This is a genomic window from Arthrobacter sp. CAN_A1 (genome assembly GCF_015751665.1).
Taxonomy (GTDB): domain Bacteria; phylum Actinomycetota; class Actinomycetes; order Actinomycetales; family Micrococcaceae; genus Arthrobacter_D.
The window spans coordinates 15752-37789 of the sequence record NZ_JADOUR010000017.1; the positions used below are offsets into that span (position 1 = coordinate 15752).

General features: G+C 59.7%; 18 protein-coding genes. 12 read left to right on the forward strand and 6 right to left on the reverse strand.

Going from position 1 to position 22038, the window contains the following annotated elements:
- A complete protein-coding gene (locus tag IWX62_RS15080) occupies positions 1 to 822 on the reverse strand; it encodes a CHAP domain-containing protein (protein ID WP_333483464.1) in 822 nt (273 codons plus the stop codon).
- Positions 823 to 1192: 370 nt separating this feature from the next.
- Here IWX62_RS15080 and IWX62_RS15085 point away from each other — a divergent pair, with 370 nt between their 5' ends.
- On the forward strand, positions 1193 to 1915 hold the full coding sequence (locus IWX62_RS15085) for a hypothetical protein (protein ID WP_196842236.1): 723 nt from the start codon (positions 1193 to 1195) through the stop codon (positions 1913 to 1915).
- Complete coding sequence (locus tag IWX62_RS15090; protein ID WP_196842237.1) at positions 1912 to 2640, forward strand: hypothetical protein; 729 nt, start codon at positions 1912 to 1914, stop codon at positions 2638 to 2640. The genes IWX62_RS15085 and IWX62_RS15090 overlap by 4 nt, the downstream gene beginning before the upstream one ends.
- Positions 2641 to 2659: 19 nt before the next feature.
- On the opposite strand, the gene IWX62_RS15095 is transcribed toward IWX62_RS15090, so the two are convergent.
- On the reverse strand, positions 2660 to 3274 hold the full coding sequence (locus tag IWX62_RS15095; RefSeq protein ID WP_196842238.1) for a phosphatase PAP2 family protein: 615 nt from the start codon (positions 3272 to 3274) through the stop codon (positions 2660 to 2662).
- A 90-nt stretch (positions 3275 to 3364) separates the two neighbouring features.
- Between IWX62_RS15095 and IWX62_RS15100 the strand changes: the two genes are divergently transcribed.
- From IWX62_RS15100 to IWX62_RS16470, 8 genes are all read left to right on the forward strand, one after another.
- Positions 3365 to 3961 (forward strand): DUF6668 family protein, encoded by a 597-nt coding sequence (locus tag IWX62_RS15100; RefSeq protein ID WP_196842270.1) that lies wholly within the window; start codon positions 3365 to 3367, stop codon positions 3959 to 3961.
- A gap of 40 nt (positions 3962 to 4001) precedes the next feature.
- Positions 4002 to 4298, forward strand: coding sequence for a hypothetical protein (locus IWX62_RS15105; protein WP_196842239.1), 297 nt, complete (start codon positions 4002 to 4004; stop codon positions 4296 to 4298).
- Between the two features lie 20 nt (positions 4299 to 4318).
- A complete protein-coding gene (locus IWX62_RS15110; RefSeq protein ID WP_196842240.1) occupies positions 4319 to 5065 on the forward strand; it encodes a hypothetical protein in 747 nt (248 codons plus the stop codon).
- A gap of 1 nt (position 5066) precedes the next feature.
- The gene (locus IWX62_RS15115; protein WP_196842241.1) at positions 5067 to 6509 is read left to right on the forward strand and encodes a hypothetical protein; all 1443 of its coding nucleotides are present in this window, start codon (positions 5067 to 5069) and stop codon (positions 6507 to 6509) included.
- Complete coding sequence (locus tag IWX62_RS15120; RefSeq protein WP_442859269.1) at positions 6481 to 7998, forward strand: SCO6880 family protein; 1518 nt, start codon at positions 6481 to 6483, stop codon at positions 7996 to 7998. The genes IWX62_RS15115 and IWX62_RS15120 overlap by 29 nt, the downstream gene beginning before the upstream one ends.
- The gene (locus tag IWX62_RS15125) at positions 7999 to 9591 is read left to right on the forward strand and encodes an ATP/GTP-binding protein (protein ID WP_333483465.1); all 1593 of its coding nucleotides are present in this window, start codon (positions 7999 to 8001) and stop codon (positions 9589 to 9591) included.
- Positions 9592 to 10058: 467 nt separating this feature from the next.
- Positions 10059 to 11342 (forward strand): type IV secretory system conjugative DNA transfer family protein, encoded by a 1284-nt coding sequence (locus IWX62_RS15130; RefSeq protein ID WP_333483466.1) that lies wholly within the window; start codon positions 10059 to 10061, stop codon positions 11340 to 11342.
- Positions 11339 to 11776 (forward strand): DUF4913 domain-containing protein, encoded by a 438-nt coding sequence (locus IWX62_RS16470; protein ID WP_196842244.1) that lies wholly within the window; start codon positions 11339 to 11341, stop codon positions 11774 to 11776. The genes IWX62_RS15130 and IWX62_RS16470 overlap by 4 nt, the downstream gene beginning before the upstream one ends.
- Positions 11777 to 12575: 799 nt before the next feature.
- On the opposite strand, the gene IWX62_RS15140 is transcribed toward IWX62_RS16470, so the two are convergent.
- Positions 12576 to 16937 (reverse strand): RHS repeat-associated core domain-containing protein, encoded by a 4362-nt coding sequence (locus tag IWX62_RS15140; protein ID WP_196842245.1) that lies wholly within the window; start codon positions 16935 to 16937, stop codon positions 12576 to 12578.
- A 505-nt stretch (positions 16938 to 17442) separates the two neighbouring features.
- On the opposite strand from IWX62_RS15140, the gene IWX62_RS15145 reads away from it, so the two are divergent.
- On the forward strand, positions 17443 to 18225 hold the full coding sequence (locus tag IWX62_RS15145; protein ID WP_196842246.1) for a hypothetical protein: 783 nt from the start codon (positions 17443 to 17445) through the stop codon (positions 18223 to 18225).
- A 76-nt stretch (positions 18226 to 18301) separates the two neighbouring features.
- On the opposite strand, the gene IWX62_RS15150 is transcribed toward IWX62_RS15145, so the two are convergent.
- From IWX62_RS15150 to mobC, 3 genes are read right to left on the reverse strand one after another with little or no spacing between them, the layout of a single operon-like run.
- Positions 18302 to 19054 (reverse strand): hypothetical protein, encoded by a 753-nt coding sequence (locus IWX62_RS15150; RefSeq protein WP_196842247.1) that lies wholly within the window; start codon positions 19052 to 19054, stop codon positions 18302 to 18304.
- A 10-nt stretch (positions 19055 to 19064) separates the two neighbouring features.
- Positions 19065 to 20639 carry a relaxase/mobilization nuclease domain-containing protein gene (locus IWX62_RS15155; RefSeq protein WP_196842248.1) on the reverse strand — a complete coding sequence of 525 codons (1575 nt, stop codon included), beginning with the start codon at positions 20637 to 20639 and terminating at the stop codon, positions 19065 to 19067.
- A gap of 32 nt (positions 20640 to 20671) precedes the next feature.
- Complete coding sequence (mobC, locus tag IWX62_RS15160) at positions 20672 to 21067, reverse strand: plasmid mobilization relaxosome protein MobC (RefSeq protein WP_196842249.1); 396 nt, start codon at positions 21065 to 21067, stop codon at positions 20672 to 20674.
- Positions 21068 to 21652: 585 nt separating this feature from the next.
- Here mobC and IWX62_RS15165 point away from each other — a divergent pair.
- A complete protein-coding gene (locus IWX62_RS15165; protein ID WP_196842250.1) occupies positions 21653 to 21955 on the forward strand; it encodes a hypothetical protein in 303 nt (100 codons plus the stop codon).
- The last annotated feature ends 83 nt before the right edge of the window (positions 21956 to 22038 follow it).

Consider the following 22038-nt stretch of genomic DNA (forward strand, 5'->3'; position numbering starts at 1 on the left):
TTAGTCGTCGCCGGGGAAGTAGAGGTAGGCGCTCACTTCGTCGGGCTGAATGTTGCGGGTGCTGTATTGATGATCGTCAGGTGGTGCCATGCCGTTGTATTCCTCGATCGCTACGGTGCCGTCGTCGTTGATTCCGGCGACGATAGCGACGTGACCGACTGAACCGGCCCCGCCGACGTTGGCCGCGTAGTAGGCCACGGCTCCGACTTCTGGTTCCTGACCGCTGTCCCAGCCTTGCCGGTTCCACGCGTTTAGCCACTGCTCGGCGTTGCCAAGGGTGAGGTCTGAGTTGTGGAACTTCCATGGATCGCCGGTAACGCCGGCCATGGCGTTAAGACGCCACAGAGCGAAGTCTGTGCACTCCCGGTTATACATACCCAGCGGGGACACTGCTCCTGGTGGGCACGTACCGCCGATAGCGCAGAACGGGGAGCTAGGCCACGGCAGATCGTCGCCAACGCCTGCGAGCTGCGGGCCACCGATGAGGCAGGTATCAAGTCCCTCAATGTCAGCGACGGCAGCAACGACGTCGATAGCATCGACCCAGTATTGGGTGTAGTGGAACGGGTCAGCGTTGCGCTGCACCCGGTGGGCGGCTTCGCTAGGTGAGAGTGATTCCCAGCCGTCAATGTCCTGGAGGGCGTTGAAAAAGTTAGTCGAGCTGATCAACGGGTCCATGCGGTCCTCATAGGACCCCCATGTTCCGTTATCGCGCTGCTGGAACAAGCCCCGGCTGTCGGGGCCGGGTCCGTCGCCCCGGTCGAGTACCTGGAGACTGGACTCACCCATAGCCGTCATCACGCCGATGGCTTGGCCTTTCACGCTCAGATCCATTGCTTCCCCTGCGCTCACAATCAAGGCAGCATTGACCAACTGTTCGCCGGAGTATCCAGCGACGGCTTCTGTCGGAATATTTTCAGGGTCTATCTCTGAACTGTTCGCAGGGGTGCATTCACCCGCGGAAGCCTCTTCGGTGTCACCGAAGAGCACCACGAAAAAAATCAGACTGAAAAACAACGTCAGCACTAAAACTGCCGCCGTATACAACAGGCCTTTAGACTGCATACATACCTATCGCCACCATGAATGATTCACAAGATTCCAGTTTTAACTATAACGTGAATTCCGTGAATCACTAGATGGTGGGCGGCTAGGGTGAAACTGTCAGATCTCCGTCCGGAAGGCCCGTGGCATGCCCCTCACCGCGCATGAGTTTCAGCGGTGGTCTGATGCCCGGATACCGGGGCAGAACGTGCGGGAAATCTCCCAGGCCACGGGCATCAAGTGGACCACCTTGCATCAACAGATAGTGCGAGGGAAAGTCTCAGAGACAACGGTTGTGGCAATAGCCCGGGCCTACGAGCTGTCGCCGCTGGATACCCTCTCGGAGTTCGAGCGGTATGCCGATCTCGCGGCGGGCACTAAACCGCCGACGGAGGCTGAGCTGATCAGCCAGATTCATTACTTAGATGTCTTGCGTGAGGTTCTCGCTCGAGCTGACGAGTTGTTGCCGTTTATGCCTGGCGATCTTCGGCCCTTCCCTTACCCGGACTCGACGCGGGCATGGATAGATGCCGTCGATTCGGGGGATCTACGCACTGCCATAGCCGCGCGGTTAGGTATCACTACGTCGACTTTTTCCTCGAAATTGAAGAGGACCTTGCCAGCCGACGTTGCGGTCGAAGTGGCCCGGCACGCGGGCGTTTCTCTAGCCAGTGGGCTAGTGGTCACGGGGCTGCTTACTGAAGCTGAGGGCTGGTGGCCACAAGATGCCCGCCTTTATGCATTGCAAGCGTTGAGCGATAGCGATCTCATGGCCGTTGCTGCACAAAAACTCTCCGTACAAAACCGCAAATACTGGGGCAAAGCCCATGACCGGGAACAAGCAAAGGAGTATTGGGAGAACCTGGGATGACTGCACTGATGCCCGTAGCCCTCCTCGTTCTGTGCCTTGTACTGGCTGCGCTTCGCGTTCCGGCTGCGCTGAAGGGTCAGAACCGGGCAACTCTTGCGACGTTCCTCTTGATCAGCGTTGTCCTTGCTCTAGCAATCCCGGCGATTTACCTTCCCGTCGATGATGCACTCGGTGGGATCAACGCTGCCAACTTGATATCAAGGCTGACTTTGAACGTGGTCTTTGTCTTGGTGGGGTTGCGCGTCGCTGATGCCCTCGCCTGCCGGCCCGTCCGGGAAATCATCACCGGGGCTTGGGGGCGCCGAGTTTTCATCGGAACCTCACTGGCCATCATTGCGACGTTCTGGGTGGCCGACGTCCCCGTTTCCTCGATGGGACTCAACGCTTATGCTGATCAGCCCTGGGTGGAGCTATATCGACTAGCCAGCCGCATTTACCCGGCCTTCATCGCAGTCCTTCTCGTACCCTGGACCTACAAAGCGGCCATGAATCGGACGGCTCTTCCTGTCTTGCGCGTCGCTTCGGCGCTCTTCGCTATCGGGTTCGCGCTCGTGTCGATCGTCCCGGCGCTCTTGCTGGCTGATATTTGGGTCAACGTGCAACTAGCCGTTGACGTCACCGTCTACACGGCGCTGGCCCTGGTAGCCGTCGCGCCGACCATCACGTGGGTGTCCAAACGGCACTACGCCAAAAAGGAAAAGACGCTCATCACCGCGGCTCGCTAAAACTTTGGGACCGCTGGGTTTACCGTCCTGGCAGGAGAGCGAACCCCACGCCGATCAGGAGTCCCACGGCTCCGCCGGCGAGTACCTGCGCCACCGTGTGTGCGCCTAAACGGATCCGGGACCAGCCGACGGCTACGGGCACGACCGCGGCGAGGAGACCCCACGGGCCAAAATAGGCGGCCATGGCGGCGGCGAAAAACACGGCAACCGCCGTGTGAGCCGAGAGCTTCCACACCAAGTTCACGATCAACACCGCGACGATCCCCACCAAGACGCTGATGATCATGGTCATCAACCCGGCAGGGGCGCCCATCCCAGCGAGAACCCATAAACCGACCAGTACCGAGACGATGGCTCCTCCGAGTACGGGAGCCCGCTGGGACCGCCGGCTGATGTGGTGATCCGTCAGGTTTCCTCGGCGGGTCAACACCACCACCACCGCGAACGGCAACACCGCAATAAAGAAGACGGCCACCAGGGCAAAAAGTAGCCCAGCCTGGAATCCATCGGGGACGAAGCTGCTCACCAAAATCAGGGCGGCGACCAACACGGCAGGGGCGAAAACCTCAGTCAGCACCCGGGCCAGCTGGCTACGGAAGGACCGGTCTCGTGACGTCGTCTGTGGTGATGTCATCCCTGCGTCCTGCCCTGCCCGGCTTCTGGTGTCACCCATGAGATAAACCCGTAGCTATGCTCACGCTATTCACGAAAGCTTGATAACGTGATGTTTGTGAGTAATCCGTGGATCGCTTCCGTACATCCGACGTCAAGTAAACCAGACGCCGCACCAACTCCTGCAGTCACGATCCCTCCACTGACGGGGGCCGGTGCACCTCAGAAGGGCATCCCTGAACCTGACGCAGCCGACCGGCTTCCTCGGCGGTATGTGTCCGGTTCTGCCTCGTTATGGATCGTAGGTGTGCATGGGGGAGCGGGAGAAAGCACGGTAACGCGCTTGATCGACGGGTCCCGCTCCACACAACATACCTGGCCAGCATCCGAGAATCCGGGGATACCTCCCTGTGTTCTGCTGGTCTGCCGATCCAACATGAACGGGCTGGAAGCAGCGCAGCGGGCACTCATTGAGTGGACTTCACCGCAACCTCCAGAAGTAGAGCTCCTCGGGCTGGCCGTGTTGGCAGACGCTCCAGGAAAACTCCCGCGAGAACTCCGCGACTTTGAAACCATCATCGGCGGGGGAGCACCACGCCTATGGCATCTGCCGTGGGTAGACGCCTGGCGGACAGGCGACGTGGCACCAGAACACCTGCCCCGAGAAGCCCGCAAGTTCATCACCGAAATCAATTCACTCCTGCCCTGAACCTGGGCAGCAGCGTCGCCTCTCATTGAAAGGTCTCACCATGCTTCACACAGCAGCTCTCAACCTTCAACTCAACGCCGTAAACGTACTTACCCAGATTCCCAACCCTGGCGGCGGATCGGCCCCTCCCGGCTCCGAAGGGCTACTCACTATCCTCAGTTGGGCCGCATGGATCGCCCTCGCCCTGGGTGTTCTCGGCGTCATCATCGCCGGTATCACCATGATGATCCAGGTCCGTCGCGGTGAAGGCGGCGAAGGACTCTCCAAGCTCGGCTGGACCCTCGCCGGCTGCGTCGTCGTCGCCGGGGCTTCCGGACTCGTTACCGCGTTCGTCTAACCCTGGTCAGGAGATCACCCATGAGTGACGTATCACCCGACGAAAACCACCAGACCCCTCTCACCCGGCCCGGCTTCATCGTCTCGGCAGCACTAATCCTGGTACTGATCGCCGCCGTGATCGTTATTGCGTTCATCCCTCGCGGGGGAGACGAACCGGACGCCAGATCGAACGAACCAACAACGAGCGAAACGACCTCAGCACCAGCAGCGACAGCAGCCGGGGTTGAGGAAAGCGTGTGTGGGCTACCAGCCAGCGACGACACAGCCCTTGGCGCAGCACCCGAAAGTAATTGGGAACTAGTAGGGACTATGGCTGTGCCGGAAGCTCCCGAGACCGCCGGGCCGGGCGTCGTTGACGACAGGGGATTCCGAACCTGCTTCGCACACTCGCCCACTGGAGCTTTGTACGCCGCTGCAAATCTTCTCGGACAGGGTTCAATCGGAGACGAAGAAACGCAGCGGAAACTTCTAGAACAGCTGACTATTGAAAGTGCCGGTCAGCAGACCGCATTGGAGAACATATCTGAGGCAGGTTCCGCCCCCTCAGTGCAAATTTCCGGTTTTCAACTGCTTTCCTACTCTGACTCTGCGGCGACCGTAGACATAGCTTTCACTTTGGAAGGTGGGGCAGTAGGACACGTGAGCCTCCCGCTCCGTTGGGCCGATGGAGACTGGAAGATTGAAGTTGCGGACGACGGGCAGTTCCTCAATGATCCCGTGCAACTAAACGATCTCTCGGACTACATTCCTTGGAGCGGAGTCTGAGATGGAAGAAGAGGACTGTGGCTTTTTGGGACTGGGATGCACAGCCGGTGATTGGATCAGTGGCGCGGTAGGCGGTGCGATTGAAGATCTGGCGGCTGCAATCTCTGAGGCGCTGAGCGAGATTGTTCTGAACCTCGCTACTTTTTGGGTAGATATGCCCACCAGCAACCTCACGATGGCAGGTGGTGAAGCATCACCTACTGTCGCCTTCCTACAGGGTGGTCTTTGGTACTGGACAGCTGCGCTAGCCGTCCTCGGTGTGATCGTCGGCGGTTCTCGCATGGTGTGGGAACAGCGTGGCTCACATGTCCGTGAGCTGGTCCGTTCACTGTTGACCCTGACCCTTGTTTCGGGGATGGGGCTGGCAACAATCGCGTTCCTCATCGTCGCCTCTGACGGGTTCTCAAAGTGGATCATTGACCAAGCGACTGACGGCGAGGGTTTCGCCAATGCCATTGAGGCCATGTTGATTACTGGGCAAGCGGACACCGCCGTTTTCATGGTCATCATTTTGGGTCTGATCGGGATTTGCACGTCGATAGTTCAAATCGTGCTGATGGTTGTCCGTAGTGGCATGTTGGTGGTGCTGGCCGGGATTCTCCCGACTACAGCGGCTTTCACCAACACCGAAATGGGTAAGCAGTGGTTCCAGAAAACCATTGGCTGGACGCTTGCTTTCATCCTCTACAAACCCGCTGCGGCCATCGTTTACGCGGTAGCTTTCCGCCTCGTCGGTGGCGGGGAAATGTCCGGTTTTACCGGGATCTTGAACTCCATTACCGGCCTGGCTCTAATGGTGGTCGCGTTGTTTGCTCTGCCAGCTTTGATGCGGTTCGTGACCCCGTTAGTGGGAGCCGTCGCTAGTGGTGGGGGCGGTGGCGGTATGGCTGCGGGAGCCGGTGCAGCGGCTATGGCCGCTATGCCTTCCGGCGCTAAATCATTGGGTTCAGCCGGGCGTGGGGGTGGCAGTGCTTCTCCCACACCAGCTAGCAGCAGCTCAGGTGGTGGGCAAGGTTCCGGGGGCGGTGGAGGCGGCAGTAAATCTTCCCCTTCGGGTAGCTCGACCTCAGGTAGCAGTTCCGGTGGAGCTGCGCCTACTCCTGGGGGAAGCAGCGGCGGTAAAGCCGGTAGAGCAGCCGGTGGCGCTCCAGCCCTGGCGGCAGCAGCATCCAGCGGGGCGAACAAAGCAGCAGGCGGCAGTGGCGGTGGTGGTGGTACACCGACGCCTAGCAGTGGCAGCGGCCCTACGGGAGGCGGCGCAGCAGCAGCTAGCGGTGGTGGTGCCTCCGGTGCGGCAGCAGGCGCGAGAGCTGGTGCTGCGGCGGGTCCAGCGGGTGCAGCTGCGGGTGCAGCGGTAGCCGCAGCGTCCAAGGGAGCACAGGCAGTAAAGCAAGTTTCGGACGAAGCAGCAGGGGATGGTCCAAGTGGCAGCAACAGTAAGTGATTACAAGCAACCTACCTATGGAAACTGGCGGGTTCCACGCTCAGCCGGGCTAGGAAACTTCGGCGCTATCGGAACCGGCCTGATCCTTGTCGGCCTGGTGTTCGGCATCATCTCCTTCGCAATCTGGAACCTCTTTGTTGGCCTAGGCGTGATGGGCGTCTTTGGTATCGGCCTGGTTTTGCTCACGATCAAGGACAAGCACGGCATGACCGTGGTTGACCGCGTTGGTGGCCGGGCAGCGTTCAAACGCTCCCGCCGGAAAGGTACGAACCTGTACCGTTCCGGGCCTCTCGGCGTCACTGCCTGGGGCATGTACCAACTGCCCGGTATTGCCTCGAAATCCCGGCTGTATGAATTTCAGGACTCCTACAACCGCAAATTCGCCATGCTTCACATGCCCACCACCGGCCACTTCACGGTGATTTTTTCCACCGAACCAGACGGCGCTTCTCTGGTCGATCCCGAACAGGTCGATGCCTGGGTCTCGAACTGGGGCGGCTGGATCTCCGCGTTAGGTGATGAGGCCGGAATTGAGGCCGCTTCCGTGACGGTGGAGACGGCCCCGGATTCGGGGTACCGGCTCCGCAATGAAGTCGAAATGAACATTGACGAGAACGCGCCAGAGATTGCTAAGGAAATGCTGCGCGAGGTCATCCGGACGTATCCGGAAGGCTCCGCAACGGTCCGGGCGTGGATCACCCTCACGTTCAATGCCACGATGCGCTCCGGTTCCCGGAAACGCGAACCTGCCGAGGTCGCCAAGGATCTCGCCTCCCGGCTTCCTGGCTTGTCTCAGCGGTTGCAGGCCACCGGGGCGGGTATCGCCCGACCCATGGCTGCACAAGAGCTGTGTGAGGTTGTCCGGGTTGCCTATGATCCACCGGCTGCACTGGTGATCGATGAGGCGCACGCTGCCGGGCATCCGGTGGAACTTTCTTGGGGCGAGGTTGGCCCGTCCGGCGCTCAGACGAACTGGGAGAACTACCGTCATGAGGGCGCCTATTCGGCGTCCTGGACGATGAGTGGCGCTCCGCGTGGCTCGGTCCATGCCAACGTGCTCTCCAAACTGCTGGCCCCGCATGGTGATGTGGACCGCAAGCGGGTAACCCTGCTGTACCGGCCTATGGATTCGGCTCGTGCCGCGCAGTTGGTGGAACGGGATCAGAACAATGCCAACGTGCGTATTACCTCCGGTAATCGTCCATCAGCTCGTGCCCTCGTCGATGCCCGCTCTGCGGCTCAAACAGCGTCAGAAGAAGCCCAGGGGGCGGGGCTGGTGAACTTCGGCCTGGTGGTCACGGCCACGGTCAACGGTCTGGAGCGCCTACCTGACGCGGTTGCTGCCATTGAACAGACTTCGGGTGCTGCGCGGCTACTTTTGCGCCGTGCCTATGGGAGCCAAGATACGGCGTTTGCGGCGTCGCTGCCGATTGGTTTGGTGCTGCCTAAGCACGTCCTGTTGCCTTCTGAGATTCGGGAGGCGCTCTAAATGGCGCGTATGAAGGTCCAGAAGAACCGGCACCACGCGGAGCCGGTGGAGGCGAAAAAGAAGAAGGAAAAGAAGCCCACGTTGATCCGGGAGAAGATACCCGGTGCCCGCGGCTGGCGTGGCCGTGGCGGCGGCGCAGCGGCACTGGTTCCCTCTGTGCGGGAGTACCGGGGGACCACCGTGCAGGTTTGCGGGCTGTGGCCGTTTTCCTCCGGTACGTCCTCACCCATGATCGGTGTCCCGATTGGGCGCCATGAGGAAACTCAGGCCACGGTCTGCTGTGATCCGATTAGCTGGTTTCAGCGGGCACAACTGATCTCCAACCCCTCAGCGTTCATCCTCGGCAAGCCGGGGCTAGGTAAATCCACGTTGGTCCGCCGGATGATGCTCGGCCTCGCCGGGCAGGGCACTAATCCGTTGGTTCTGGGGGATTTGAAGGGTGAACACGTTGACTTGGTGAGAGCTGCCGGCGGGCAGGTCATCTCCCTCGGCCGAGGCCGCGGATATTTGAACATTCTTGATCCTGGGCAGGCTATTGAAGTCGCGCAGCTCCTCGAGGCCAAAGGCCACGAGGATGCTGCTGTGCGGGTCCGCGCTGACGCTCACGGTCGGCGCCTTAACATGGTCGTCGCACTCATTACGATCAGCCGGAACCAGCCTCCGACCGATCAAGAACAAACCATTCTCGACCGTGGGCTGCGGTGGCTCGATGGGCACTTTGACGGAGTTCCCGTGCTCGGGGATCTACTCAACGTCATCCAAGCTGGGCCGGATGAGCTGCGCCAGGTCGCCCTCGACCGTGGCGACTGGCCGCTCTATCAGGCTGAGACTCGGGCGCTGGAGGCAACCCTGCTGGGCCTCACGGGCGGTGGAAAGCTCGGAGAAATCTTCTCCCGACACACCACTAACCCGATGCAGCGTGACAGGGCTGTGGTGTTCGATGTGTCCTCCATTGACGAAACAGAAACGGATCTCCAGGCCGCTGTGCTGTTGGCGTGCTGGTCCTACGGCTTCGGCACGGTCAACGTCGCTAACGCTCTGGCCGACGCCGGCCTGGAGCCGCGCCGTCACTATTTCGTAGTCCTCGATGAGCTGTGGCGGGCGCTGCGGGCCGGTAAAGGCATGGTGGACCGGGTAGACGCGCTCACCCGCCTGAACCGTTCTGTCGGTGTGGGACAGGTAATGATTTCACACACCATGAGTGACCTGCTGGCCCTGCCAGCTGAAGAGGACCGGATGAAAGCGCAAGGGTTTGTGGAGCGCTCGGGCATGGTCATCTGTGGTGGCCTTCCGGCCTCGGAAATGGCGTTGCTGACCAAAGCGATCCCGCTCTCACGGCAGGAACAGCAAAAACTCGTGTCCTGGCAAGATCCGCCCGCGTGGGATTCACGCGGTGTGGACGTTGAACCGCCCGGGCGGGGAAAGTTCCTCATCAAAGTAGGTGGACGCCCCGGCATCCCGGTCCACATCGGCCTCACCAGTGTTGAAGCCAAACTCAACGACACAAATAAACTCTGGCACGACGCACCTGAGGGTGAATCCCTCATGGCCGAAACACCAGTCGCCCCACCAACGGCAGGAGAACCGGCATGAGCGCACCAAACCGTAAAGGCACTTCCGGGAGCTATACCGAGGGCATCCTTTTGTTCTCGGCTATGGGCCTAATCGCTGCTGTGCTCGGTGGTGCGTGGGTGTCCGCTCACTGGGGCTCAACGCTGGCCGGTATCGCTGCGCCTCCATCTCATCCGATTGAGCTGGTGGCGGGACTTTTCAAGGGTGAGATCCCTTGGCCGGTACAGGCAACATTTATTGCCGCCGGTATCGGTGCCGCCCTGGTCGTGCTGGCAGTGCTTATTGTTCTGCTGGCGACTCGTTCCGGGAAGAACCGGACTCGGGTCGATAAAGCCGCCGTCCATATGGGTCGGGGCAAGGATCTGAACCACTTGTCTACCAAGGGCGCGAAAGCCACCGCTGAGCGCCTGGGCGTCGTGGATTCGGTCGGTGTGCCGCTGGGCCGGACGGTGGCCGGGAAACGGCCTATGTGGGCGTCCTGGGAGGACATGCTGATTCTCATTGCTGGTCCTCGGACGATGAAAACCACGTCCTATGCTGTACCGGCCATTTTGGAGGCCCCTGGGGCGGTCATAGCGACGTCGAACAAGCGCGACCTTGTGGACGTGACCCGCTCGATCCGTAGTGAAGTTGGCGAAGTGTGGGTATTCGATCCTCAGGGGGTTGCTGAGGAACAACCCACCTGGTGGTGGAATCCGCTGAGCTACGTCAAGGATGAAGCGACCGCCGCGAAACTGGCAACCCATTTCTCTGCTGGGTCCAGGGAGCCGGGAGCTAAACCAGATGCGTATTTCGATACTGCTGGCCGAAACCTGCTCAAGGCGTACCTGCTGGCCGCGGCGCTGGATGAAAAGCCGATCACACAAGTTTACACCTGGCTGACCAAACAAGCCGATGACCGGCCCGCTCAGATTCTGCGCGAGCATGACTACGAAATGCTCTCCGACACGGTGGTGGCCCGGCTGCGGGAGCCGGAAAAGCAGCGGGCCGGTGTGTTCGGTACCGCCCTGGAAATGGTTTCTTCCCTCACTGATCGCAACGTTGGGAAGTGGATCACGCCAGGGCCTGGCCCTCGCCGTCCTGAGTTTGAACCGGATATGTTCGTACGTGGCAGTGGCACCCTCTATAGCCTTTCCCGTGAAGGGGAAGGCACAGCAGGGCCGCTGGTTACCGCTCTGACGGTGGCCGTGGTGGAAGCAGCAGAACAATATGCCACCTCCCAGCCGGGAGGGCGGCTACAACGTCCTCTGCTCGGTGTCCTCGATGAAGCGGCGAACGTGTGCCGGTGGAAGAACCTGCCCGATCAGTACAGCCACTACGGTTCCCGTGGAATCATCCTCATGACCATTTTGCAGTCCTGGTCACAGGGTGTGGAGGTCTGGAACGTGGAAGGGATGCGCAAACTCTGGTCAGCGTCGAACGTGAAGATCTACGGCGGTGGTGTCTCCGAAGTCCAGTACCTCGATGAGCTGTCCCGGCTGATCGGCCAGTACAGCTACATCAACGTTTCGCGCAGCTCGGGGAAGTCCGGGCGCTCCAGCTCGCGGCAGGAGAACAAGGACGAAATACTCTCCGTCTCTGACCTCACCTCGTTGCCGCGTTTCCGGGCGGTGCTGTTGGCCTCCGGTGCCCCGACCACAATGATTGAAACAATCCCCTGGATGAACGGGCCTCACGCTGAGAAAGTCAATAAATCGTTGGGGTCTCACAGCCAAGTGGAGCGTGACCCTCTGGCGCCACCTGTGTTGTCTGAACGGGATAAAGACGCATGAGCGAGTTCAGCAGTGAGTTCGATAATGGTTTCAGTGCTGGATCTGAGGCGACCGAGGAACAGCCCGCTACCGCCGATGAACCGGCGGAACTGGTCTACTCAAATCCACTGGAGTTCTTCGTTAGTATCCTCAGCCCTTCTTATGTCCGTGAAGTCAACGGCGGCTCGGAGTTCGTCTGGTGCCCTCAGTGGTACAAACACGTCGAAGCACTCTCCCGGGTTGAAACGGTATGGCGATCTTGGGAGCATCTCCGGCTTGAAGGAGCGCTAGGACTCAGCACATGGTGGTTAAACCACGCGGACCCTCATATGAGGGTCCTCATGGCGCCTAACGGGCCTTTCAAGAAATGTATCTACGATGGCCACGCACCACGGGACCGAGCTGAGCTCCTCAGGCTGCCACACACGGACCCCGAAGAAGCTCTCTTTCGCTAATTAGCATCCAAGAAGCTTTGCCAACATGGCACACACACTGTTTCCCTTGGCGGCTCGAAAGGGCTGGGATTAATGTAGCGGACCACTCTGTCAAGCCAGAGGAGTATTCCCATCAGGTCTTATATCCCCATGCCTCGAAGTACAACGCTAGCGATCGCTAAAGCGAAGCAAAAACCGAGGATGATGAAAAATATCCGTCTCCACTTTGCGGAATCGTATCCGCTTTGCGTCCGATCAGGGTTCTTGAGCCGATAAATGAGACCTACTGCGAGAAACACGCCGAGCAACGCGAACGTTGACCATCCCAGAGCTGTCGAGCTATCCAACGTCATCACTGTTCTTCGTGATGTTTTTTACCAGCTTTGAGGCCGCTGGGGGTACTAGCCCCGCCAGCGGCGCCGAGTACGCACCCGGCGACAGCATTTCCCGCACTTCCGCCGCTTACAACCTCCGTAGCAAGACCGAAGCAAATCCAATTCTGGCGCTTACGATTCGCCCTGCGGATGTCAATTTCGCTCCTTCTACTACCACCGTCGCAAGAGCGGAAATCTGCCAAGAGCAGTTCCTTACGAGGTTGCCGTACCCGAATCATTCGGCTCGTTGGTCCCGCCTCGTCAGAATGCAATGACGACAACCATCAGTAGTCCGATAACTACGAGTAGTACGCAGGCGCCCAATTGCAACGGGCGTCGTTTAGACGGTGCGTCGTTCGGCGGGGTGGTCGTGCGGATTAGCAGTATGAAAGCGACCACAACTAGTACGCCTGCAATCGCAGTTAGGAACCAGTCAATCGTTGTCATCATTTCGCTTTCGCCGCCTTCACAGCTGCGCCGCCTGCCGCACCAATAGCATAGCTTGCCACACCTGTTGCGCACCCCCATCCGGCATCGTCGAAGCCCACGGATTCCCCATCTACGCCGGCACTTATAACTCCGCCGACAATGCCGGCTCCGCAAGCCACTCCTGCACCAATGAGAGCCGTCCCAACCGTTGCCTTGGAGAGTCCAACTATGGCACCGCCCACACCGGTGATTCCTGCCTCTATCACGCCGCCGAGAAAATCACCGAAGGATAGTCCCGATGGGTCCATGTAGTTGATTGGATTGTTTCCCGCATAAGTGTAGTGGGGGTCTTGCCCAGATGGGTCCATCTGGGTGAAGCGTCCGATGGTGGGGTCGTAGTAGCGGGCACCGAATTTGGTGTACCCGGTTTCAGTGTCTTTGTATCCGCCAGCGTACTGCCAGGGGTTAGCTGCGGCTTGGGTCCCGGTGCTGGTGGTGTTACCCCAGGAGTCGTAGCTGTAGGTCGCAGCTTTGGCCTGTGCACCGTCGGTGAGGAGGATGACTGAGCCGAGGGCATCCATCGTGTAGTAAAAGGATGCCCCGGCGCTGGTGCGCATACTGATCAGCGTGCCTTGAGGATCACGAATAAAGGCGGTAGTAGCTCCTGCCGTGGTTTCGGTCGTCACGCCAAGGGATCCGTTGAGGAAGCTCGTGTTTCCTGCAGCAATTCGTTCGTCGTTGCGCAGACCGGAGTAGGAGAATCCGGTAGTGACACCGGATCCGTTGACTGAACTGCTGGTGAATTGGTCGAACACGTTGTAGGTCTGGTTGACGTTGCTGTTTCGGGTGGCGTTGCCGTTGGCATCATAGGAGAAGCTTCGCGGCGACGCCGGGATGACACTGCAAGTGCCGTTGTTTACTGACGTCCAGCAGAGCTGGTCTGCTGCGTTGTGGGTTGAGTACCTTGTTGCGGCATTGGTTTTGGTGGCTAGGGTTCGGTTGCCGTTCTTGTCATACACCCAGCCCTCAGTCACACCTGCGAGCGTTGCTGACGTCAGCCTGTTCATGAAGTCGTACCCATAGGTCGTGACTGCACCGGATTCGGTGGTCATGCTCTTACGCAATGATCCGTCTTTACCGGTTTCCCCTGTTGTGTATGCGTAGGAGCGCTTCGCGAGCACGCTGCCGCTGGTGTTCGTCGCAGTAATTGCACCCTTCCGCCCAGCGAAGTCGAAGGCTGTGACGTTTTTGACGCCGTTGGGGTATTTCGTTTCGGTTCGGCGGTTATTTTTGTCGTAGACGAACCCTGTGCATTTTGTGGAGTTCGGGAAGGCCGGCGTGGCCGGGCAGGATCCGCCAGGTTCGGCGAGGGAAATCAGCCGGTTCGCGGGATCGTATTTGTACCCGATAGTTCCGGTGGGGTCCTGGAAGGTCAAGATATTCGATGCACCGTCGTAGGTGAGAGTCGTGGTGACCCCACCAACGGTTTTGGTGGTCGCCCGGTTCTGCGCGTCGTAACCGTAGGTGCTTGTACCTGAGCCGTCAACGCGTTGAGTGAGGTTGCCGTTCGCATCATAGGTGTAAGTAACACAAGTCGCTGCCACACAGGTGGAACCCTGCCGGACCTGCTTGATCCGGTCGTTGTTGTCGTAGGTGTAAGTGAGAACCTGATTCTTGCCGTCCTTGACCGTGAGTACCCGGCCGGCCGCATCAAAAGTGTTGGCGACGGTACCCAAGGGTGCGGGCCGGGTGATGGTAGTTGGGTTGCCTTGCGCGTCGTAGGCGTAGGAGGTGGTGTTCCCCAGTCCATCCACGCTGCGGCACAGCGATCCTTGCTTCGCCCCACAATTCGTATTCTCGGTATCGCCTTGGTAGTAACTCAGAGTGAGGACGTTCTCCGACTCGTCAGCCTTATTTATCGCCTCCGTGCTCTTCGGGGCGTTTGTGTTTACGTCGTATTCGATCTTTGTCTCGTGCCCTTCGCTATCAGTCGTTTCAATCGGTTGCCAGTTCGAGAACGGGTCTCCCGCGACTGAGGGGTAGGTGAAGGACATGTCCCCGCCGGTGCCGGTGTCCGACCCGGCAGGCGAGGTGATACTCATCAGGCTGTTGTTGACGTTGTACGCGCCGGTGGTGCTGTTGCCCAGGCCGTCGGTGGATTCGGTCTGGTTGTCGTGGCCATCGAAGGCCCCGTCCGCGTTGTTGCCATTCGGGTCCAGTACTTTGGTGACCTGCTTTGCGGCGTTGTACGTGTAGGTGGCGGTGCGGCTATTCGGATCCCGCAGGGTCGAGCTGGTAGCTGAGGGGTATCCGTGGGTCCAGATGCTTTGCGCCGTGGTGCCCGCTCCGTAGGTGATGTTGCTGGTCCGCCCGGAGGCGTCGTAGACCATCGTGGTTTTCGTACCTCGACCGTCAGTGAAGGTGGCGAGCTTTCCGGACGTGTTGTAGGCGAAGGTGGTGACGGCGCCGGTCACATCGGTGATCTTCGAGAGTCGGCCCTGGCCACCCGCGTATTCGAGGATCGCGGAGCGATTGATAGACGTATCGGTGATCTTCGACGGCTGGTTCAGGTTCCGTGCGTCGTTGTATTCGTAGGTGACGGCTCGGCCCTGGGTGTCCGTACTGGAGGCCAGCAGCCCGTTGGTGTAGGTATAGGTGATTGTATTCGGGTTGTTCTTGTTCGCGTCGATGGATCGGGCCAACGAGTAATTGGATCCATCGTCGGTGTAAATGTTGGTGACACCGGTGTCGTTGAATCGGATCCGGTATTCGTTCACGTTTGGCTTGCTCAAGGTGGCGTTGATTCCCGGGGGCATGGTCCATTTGCCTGTCCCTGCGGGTTTGAACACGTACCATCCGCCATCCGGGGCGGTGTAGGTCACTTCGTCGTTGCCGGCGTTCACCCGGATCGAGGCTTCCACCCTCCCCAGGTTCAGGGTCGGGCGTGCATCGTTGATGGTATTCAGTCGCCAGGAGACGTTCATGCCCTGTCCGACGCCGGCCACGTTGAGTAGCTTGCCGGTAAATACGGCGTTGCCGTTGGTGGGGTTCCACGATACTTTGGCGGTATCTGATAGTCCGCGACCGACCATGGATGCTGCGCCGCGTTCGCCTGATCTTGTTCCGTTGGCGCCGATTGCTGGGGGTAGCAGGTTCGCGTTAGTAAACCAACCTTGGGTGTCGATCACGAAGTGCGCTGGTGCTGTACCGAGGTTTCGGACAATGATCTTTCCGTCCGCTGTGCCTGGTCGGATAATCGCGACATTCGAGATGATGTCCGTGCCCTTGTGATAGTTCACTTGCGACTGGGGCAGCTCGGCTTCATCGGAGGGGTAGGCGCGGAACCACCCGGTGGTCGACGCGCCGGTGTTGATCGCGGTGATGTTCATGGCCACGCCGGCCAGGTCCGCTCCGGCAACAGGAAGTCCATCTACTCCAGCGACCTGGACCGCGACAGAACCACCAGCAGGGACGGGCTGCGTGGTCCTGGTGTCATGGAGACGAGTCGACAGTGAGTGATACGAGCTTTCGGAGGGCTGCCCGTCAAAATAGCCTTGAACGTCGATGACAACGTGGACGGGTGAGTAGGTGTAATCCAAGCGGAAGGACACTTCGCCGGCGGCGTTCATATCCAAGGTGGTGCCGACGCCAGTGGTGACGCCGCCGCGGAAGTGCAACGGTGTGCCTGGGTCGGTGGAACCTGCCGGGTACGGGTACAGGGTCGGTGTCGGGTTATCCGGGTCTGTGCTGATCACGACCACGTTCGCGAAGACCGCTCCAGCGGTGTCCGGGATTCCGGTGATGTTCTTCAAATTGACGGTGTGGACTTCCTTGTTGGCCCACGCGCCCTCAGTTCCGCCAGTGCCATCCCGGGTGTCGACTGCTCGCTTGCTCAAGATTGGGACATATCCGCCCGGGGCCGGTTCACCACCGTCGGTGAAGTATCCCTGCACCTCGATCACGTACTGCTGCGCGGCAGAGGTCCGCAACGCGATCCGTCCGTCCGTGCCGATCGGCACGATAGCGGTGTTCGACATGATCTCGTCGGCCCCGGTGTACAGGTTCGTGGTCTGATCTGTCGGGCGGTCAGTGTTGGACGCCATCTGCGTCCAGCTGTCCTTCGGCGCGTAGATCGACGTCAGTGTCACCACCACGGCACTCGCACCATCTGCGGGGATCCCGGCACGGCCGAGGACCTGGATCGGGGTCCACGTGTTTGCTGCGACCGGCCCGGTGACTCCACCTGAGCCGTCACGGGTGTCAATCAACCTTCCCTGTGTGGGAACGAATACACCGGATTCCGTCGCCGCAGCGGTGGTCACCGCGGGTACATTCGCTGGCACGATGGCCGGCTGGATGATCGTTGGCTGTGCACCCATATTTGGGGCAGCATTCGCCGGCACAGTGAGGCCGTACGCGGAAATCGTCACCGCAAGCACACCCACCAAAGAGGCTTTACCAGCTGATTTGAGAGCTGAAGAAACATTAGTAATTGAGCGCGACAAAGCCCGACGAATACTACCCATGAATGAGACTGCGCTTCCTAGTAAAGGCGATACAGGAAGCGGCTTACCCCAATGCCCCCGACATCATCTGACGTGATGAAATGAACATAACCACACTTACGACCATCCGACAACACTGCTACCCAAACGCCACGCGCATCGCATCCAGACCAGTAGCAGATGAAAAATATGGAGGGCAAAAGCACCCTGCACTCTTGACAAATCGTGGGGCGCAAGCGATAAGAAACGTCAAATCGAATTGGCTGTTTCAACGCAAACAAAGTGGTCAATCAAAGTGAATTGATCTGTTAGATTTTTGAGACCAAAACTAAATGCCATTCTCCGTGGGGGAGACAATGGCCCACACGGGGGACATGCAATGAACAAAACCACCAAAACCTACGGGCTGCTCTTCGCGGCTACATTGGCTCTCGCCGGATGCGGCGCTGAATCCTCGGGCACCTCAGCCGATGAAGACACCTCAGCACCCCCCGCGTCCGCCTCGCCAGCAGAGACACCATCCGTGACCCCCTCAGAAGAGCCATCTCCTTCTGAATCGGCAGCGGCTGAAGGTGGAACTTACACCAATGAGGACCTGACGGCGTTGGTTTCCTCACTTACTGACGCCCAGGGACAGCCCCTCACTGTGGTCCCCGCAGAGCAGCTGGACCAGGCGCTGATCCAGGCGCGAACTCTGGCGGAATCCGCCACGATCACTCCGGAAGAATGCAGCGCTCTGGCATCGGAGAACCTTCAGGCGCCAGAGGGAAGCACCTACGCCGCTGGCGCGAGCCAGGCAGCCGAGGAAATGACGCAGACCACCATCACCATTTTCTCGGTGGAAGACCCCTCCGTGATGTCTGATCAGCTCACCCAGTCACAAGATGCCATCACGGAGTGCACAGAGTATGACATCGAGTTCGAGGGTGAAACCATCAGTTCCACGATCGAGGCCCTGGAAGTTGAGACCAACGCTGAGACTTCCTTCGGCGCCATAACGACCCAAACCATTGGCACCGGTGAGAGCCAGATGATCATGGCCGTCTCCGGAGTTCAGGGCAATCTCGCAGTTTCAGCGGTCAAGCTCGGTACCGAAATCCCGGCCGAGGCACAAGAAGAACTCGTACAGCTCGTCAACGACGCGTTGGCCGCGGCCGAGTAGCCCGCCCCCGATCTGACCAAGAAGGGGAGGACCCGCCATTGGCGGGTCCTCCCTTTCGTTTGTGCTCTTGTGCTGATTAGCGTTCCAGCCCGCTGCGTTCAATGGTCCGACCCGGGGCCGGGCTTTTCATGGTGGAGGTCTTGCCAACAGTTGGGTTGGAGTTCACGGCTGCACTGGGCGGTGTTCCTTGGTGCCTGTCGGCGATGAGTCGGGCGTTGACGGCCTCACGGTCGGGATAATTTTCTAGGCTTTTGGCGAGCTGCTGGCGGCGCTCTGGTGAGTCATAGGCTGGCTCAGAGTTGTTCGCCCGCGCTTGGTCCTCCCGGTTCGCTCCTGCTACTGCTGTCCCTGCGAGCATTTCGTCTCCGCGAGCTGCGGAAGCGTTGGAGCGTTCTGCCTCGGCCTGCTGGCGTGCTGCCTGGGCTTGGGTGACGGCTGAGGAAATGTCTTGCTCACTCGCTCCGGGGTTGTCTACGTCTATGCCGTAGCGGTCCTTCACCTGGTCCCTGATCGTTCCGGCGTGCTCGGCGGCAACCGGGTCATAGTCTTTCCAGGCTTCTGCTGTTTCGTGGGCGCGTTCGATCATGTCGGGGGTGGCTTTGTCCCACCATTCATCCCGGCTTACTGGGTCGAGTTGGGCGCGGGCCGCTGCTTGGGAGGCATTGAATCTCTCCTGGAGATCTCTGGCCCGTGCTTCTTCTGCTTGTTGGATGCTGCGCTGTTGTTCCTCGCGCATCCTCGCTAGCTGCTCTCCGATTCGTGCCGCTGCCATCAAGCCGGCACGGAACCCACCTGATACTGCATCATCAATTCCGTCCGATTCGCTCATGAGCTATCCCCTATCTCTCGATCCCTCGTTGGTTGTCCTGTTCTGCTCCATGTGCCGGTACTGTGTGCTCGGCTGGCTGCTGTCCGCGTGTCAGCTTCGACGGGACGGGCGCGCCTTCGCGGGTGCGTTCGACAAACAGGCGTGCCCTCAGAGCTTCCTCATCCAATCCCGGGTGCTGCTCGCGTAGCTTCTCCATCGTCATGCGTTCGGGCTGCGCGGCCTTAGATGCCTGTCCGGGGGCGCTGGCTTCGACGGCCTTCGTCGCGGCGATCACTGACGTCGATAGGGCTCTGACCCGGTTCAGATCCGCGGTGGCTTTGTGCATATCGTGGATAGCTTTCGCGGTAGCCGCGAGCTGTCGGAACATCAGCGCATACGCGGCGCGGGGACTCTTGGAAGTCCCGGCCAGCAAGATCATGGTCGCTCCCCTGGCGGAGACTGCCCCGGCCTTCGGGGTCGCCGGCGGGTAGCGCCGTAGCTGGGCTGACTTCGCCAACTCCCGCGACGCATCGGCTAGTGGTCCTGGGGTCTTTTCGATCCGCTTCGACCATGCGCCGAACGCTGCTGAGGTTTCCCGCGCTGCCCTCGCCCACGTTTCGTGGTCGGTGTACGGGGTGGACGCTAGTTTCTCGCGTAGCGCTCCAACTTCGTTGGCGTGCTTCTCCCACAGTTCAGCGCTCGGGGTTTCCGTCTCCCGGCCCGGTGCGATGACTCGCTTATTGCGTGCGGCGGCAGTCCATTCGTTGACGGCCTCGGTCGCGTTCTCCGGGGTGCTCTCCCATCCTTCGCGTAGCTTCGGCAAGCTCAGATCTCGGCCCATCGAGTTACCGCCGTACCAAACGGCGCGCTCCCCTTTGGTTGGCCGTTCGGCTACTGAGTAGCCGGTCACTACGTCGGAACGGCCTGCCGCGAAACGTGGCCGAACCAATAGACCTTCTTGCCGTGCGCGGCGGACAAACTCTGCCTCACTGACGGATGCTGTAGCGCAGCTCCGAACGGTGCGGGCAGTGCTGTGCCGCTCTACTTCTGGTTTGCCCTGGCGTCGTGCCTTCTCCTGCTCAGCAGGGGTGAAACCTCGCTCGGCACGGATGGAACCTAGCTCGTTGAGTCCGTACTTCTTCTCCAGCTCACGCGAAACCTGCTGGGACTTGTACTTGGATTTCCAGTCGTTCCACTTCGTTCCGTCGTCGCGGACCATTGAGGCGACAATGTGAACGTGGTCGTTGCCGTTCTTGCTGACCCCGTGACGTACTGCCGCCCACCGTGCTGGGGCTTTGCCGCTTCCCTCTGTGAACCCCATCGACTTCATGTAGTCGTTGGTGATGTCACCCCATTGCTGATCGGTGAGCTTGCCTTCCTCGGCGCTCAAACTTAGCGAGCAATGAAAGACGTGCCCGCCGTCAATCTCAGTGCCGTAGAACTGCTTCGCCCGGTCGAGGCTGTTAGCAATATCGAGGGCTGAATCGCGGTTGAGTTCGTTATCGTCGTACCAAGCCATGAGTGCGGCGTCCCCGGCCACAAGGTGCGGTTCTTCGTGCTCGTTGGCCCGGCCCGGTCCTGCTAGGTAAACCATGAGTCCGCTCATGCGATCACCCTGGGTGATGTTCGGTATCACGGCTACCGCCCGGCCATAGCAGCTAGGAGACGGTCTACCCGGTGAATGACGCTCTTGGCATGGGTGATGGACTCTGCTGCATCTGCCGGGACCTCGCTGGTGCTGTTGGCGTGCCGTGCAACCTGGTTGATGTTGTTCGCCACCGTCCCGACAAGGCGGGCAAGGTTGGAAAGCTCCATGAACTGATTACGTCGCTCGGACGGGGTTTCCCCTCCCTCACTCAACGCTGACTCCACCAACAACCGTGCAACGGTAACGCGGTGCTTCTCCGCGATCTGCACTAACCGGGCTTCTTCCTCCGGGGTGACTTTGATGACGTGGCGGTGCATCCTTCCGCCCTCGACATTGGCGCGGCGGCGGCGCGACTTCCAACTAGCAACTCCGTTGCTTTCACTCATCCGTCTAACCGCCTCTCAATGCCAGCGCAGCGAACCCGGCTCATCCGGGGACCACACTCCCAGTGTGCCGCACTCGACGCAGCAAGTCGAGGCGGATACCAACTTAGGACACCTAAGTTACCAGCTTGCTCCGTTTGACCTTCTTTCTGCTTTGACCGGAGGTGGTTTTCGGTTGGGGTTTCAAAGGCCCTTTGGGGACGCTTCGCGTCTGCATTTGATTGACCGGCTGCGCCGTTCCGTTTCGGCTGGTGAGTGTACTGTCTGCCCTTCTCTTGGCAAGTCTCCGCCGGGCGCTTTCGCGGCATATCCTCACTCGCAAGCTCCCTCCGGTATTCCACGGTCCCCCGGCTCCAACTTGCAAATTCACTTCGCAGCCAAGTGATGACGACGTTGCCGAAAGGAACGGTGGCAAACAGAGAGCAAAGGAGACCCAAATCATGGCTCTCATCTCACCCACAAAAGGTGACACAGAGGTACGGCGTACCAGCCGGCGAACGCGCACCTACATCACGTTCCTGTGGATGAAGCGCCATCTTTGCGCCCGGCATAGCATGCGATCATGATCGTCATAGATAATGTTGAACCATGGGAAATATCAGCCTTGAACAAACACAACAACAAGCACGCGCGCTCCTCAACTCACGCATCGAATCCGTGACGGCCCTCGTCAAAGCCAGGCAACGCGTAACCGATCTCAAAGAACAGCTGGTTGAAGCTGAACGCGAAGACAAGCGCGCTTACATCCGCGCTACCAAAGACGGCTGGGCGGCCGACGAACTAAAGAAACTCGGACTCGAAAATAACGCGACGGCAAAGCGCCGTGTTGCCAAAAAGGGAGCACCTAATGCTGACTCCTCCAAGGCCGCGGAGCCTCATGATGTGCTTTAGAACCTCGGACCGATCTCGACTCTTAGGTATTAACCTGGGGCAAACAGTTGACTGACATGTTCGGCTGGGCAGGATTGCTCATC

What these genes read in the sequence shown, in the direction of transcription:
- IWX62_RS15085 (WP_196842236.1), top strand. Translation starts at nt 1,193, where the DNA reads ATGCCCCTCACCGCGCATGAGTTTCAGCGGTGGTCTGATGCCCGGATA.
- IWX62_RS15090 (WP_196842237.1), top strand. Translation starts at nt 1,912, where the DNA reads ATGACTGCACTGATGCCCGTAGCCCTCCTCGTTCTGTGCCTTGTACTG.
- IWX62_RS15095 (WP_196842238.1), bottom strand. Translation starts at nt 3,274, where the DNA reads ATGACATCACCACAGACGACGTCACGAGACCGGTCCTTCCGTAGCCAG.
- IWX62_RS15100 (WP_196842270.1), top strand. Translation starts at nt 3,365, where the DNA reads ATGTTTGTGAGTAATCCGTGGATCGCTTCCGTACATCCGACGTCAAGT.
- IWX62_RS15105 (WP_196842239.1), top strand. Translation starts at nt 4,002, where the DNA reads ATGCTTCACACAGCAGCTCTCAACCTTCAACTCAACGCCGTAAACGTA.
- IWX62_RS15110 (WP_196842240.1), top strand. Translation starts at nt 4,319, where the DNA reads ATGAGTGACGTATCACCCGACGAAAACCACCAGACCCCTCTCACCCGG.
- IWX62_RS15115 (WP_196842241.1), top strand. Translation starts at nt 5,067, where the DNA reads ATGGAAGAAGAGGACTGTGGCTTTTTGGGACTGGGATGCACAGCCGGT.
- IWX62_RS15120 (WP_442859269.1), top strand. Translation starts at nt 6,481, where the DNA reads ATGGTCCAAGTGGCAGCAACAGTAAGTGATTACAAGCAACCTACCTAT.
- IWX62_RS15125 (WP_333483465.1), top strand. Translation starts at nt 7,999, where the DNA reads ATGGCGCGTATGAAGGTCCAGAAGAACCGGCACCACGCGGAGCCGGTG.
- IWX62_RS15130 (WP_333483466.1), top strand. Translation starts at nt 10,059, where the DNA reads ATGCTGATTCTCATTGCTGGTCCTCGGACGATGAAAACCACGTCCTAT.
- IWX62_RS16470 (WP_196842244.1), top strand. Translation starts at nt 11,339, where the DNA reads ATGAGCGAGTTCAGCAGTGAGTTCGATAATGGTTTCAGTGCTGGATCT.
- IWX62_RS15140 (WP_196842245.1), bottom strand. Translation starts at nt 16,937, where the DNA reads ATGGGTGCACAGCCAACGATCATCCAGCCGGCCATCGTGCCAGCGAAT.
- IWX62_RS15145 (WP_196842246.1), top strand. Translation starts at nt 17,443, where the DNA reads ATGAACAAAACCACCAAAACCTACGGGCTGCTCTTCGCGGCTACATTG.
- IWX62_RS15150 (WP_196842247.1), bottom strand. Translation starts at nt 19,054, where the DNA reads ATGAGCGAATCGGACGGAATTGATGATGCAGTATCAGGTGGGTTCCGT.
- IWX62_RS15155 (WP_196842248.1), bottom strand. Translation starts at nt 20,639, where the DNA reads ATGAGCGGACTCATGGTTTACCTAGCAGGACCGGGCCGGGCCAACGAG.
- mobC (WP_196842249.1), bottom strand. Translation starts at nt 21,067, where the DNA reads ATGAGTGAAAGCAACGGAGTTGCTAGTTGGAAGTCGCGCCGCCGCCGC.
- IWX62_RS15165 (WP_196842250.1), top strand. Translation starts at nt 21,653, where the DNA reads ATGGGAAATATCAGCCTTGAACAAACACAACAACAAGCACGCGCGCTC.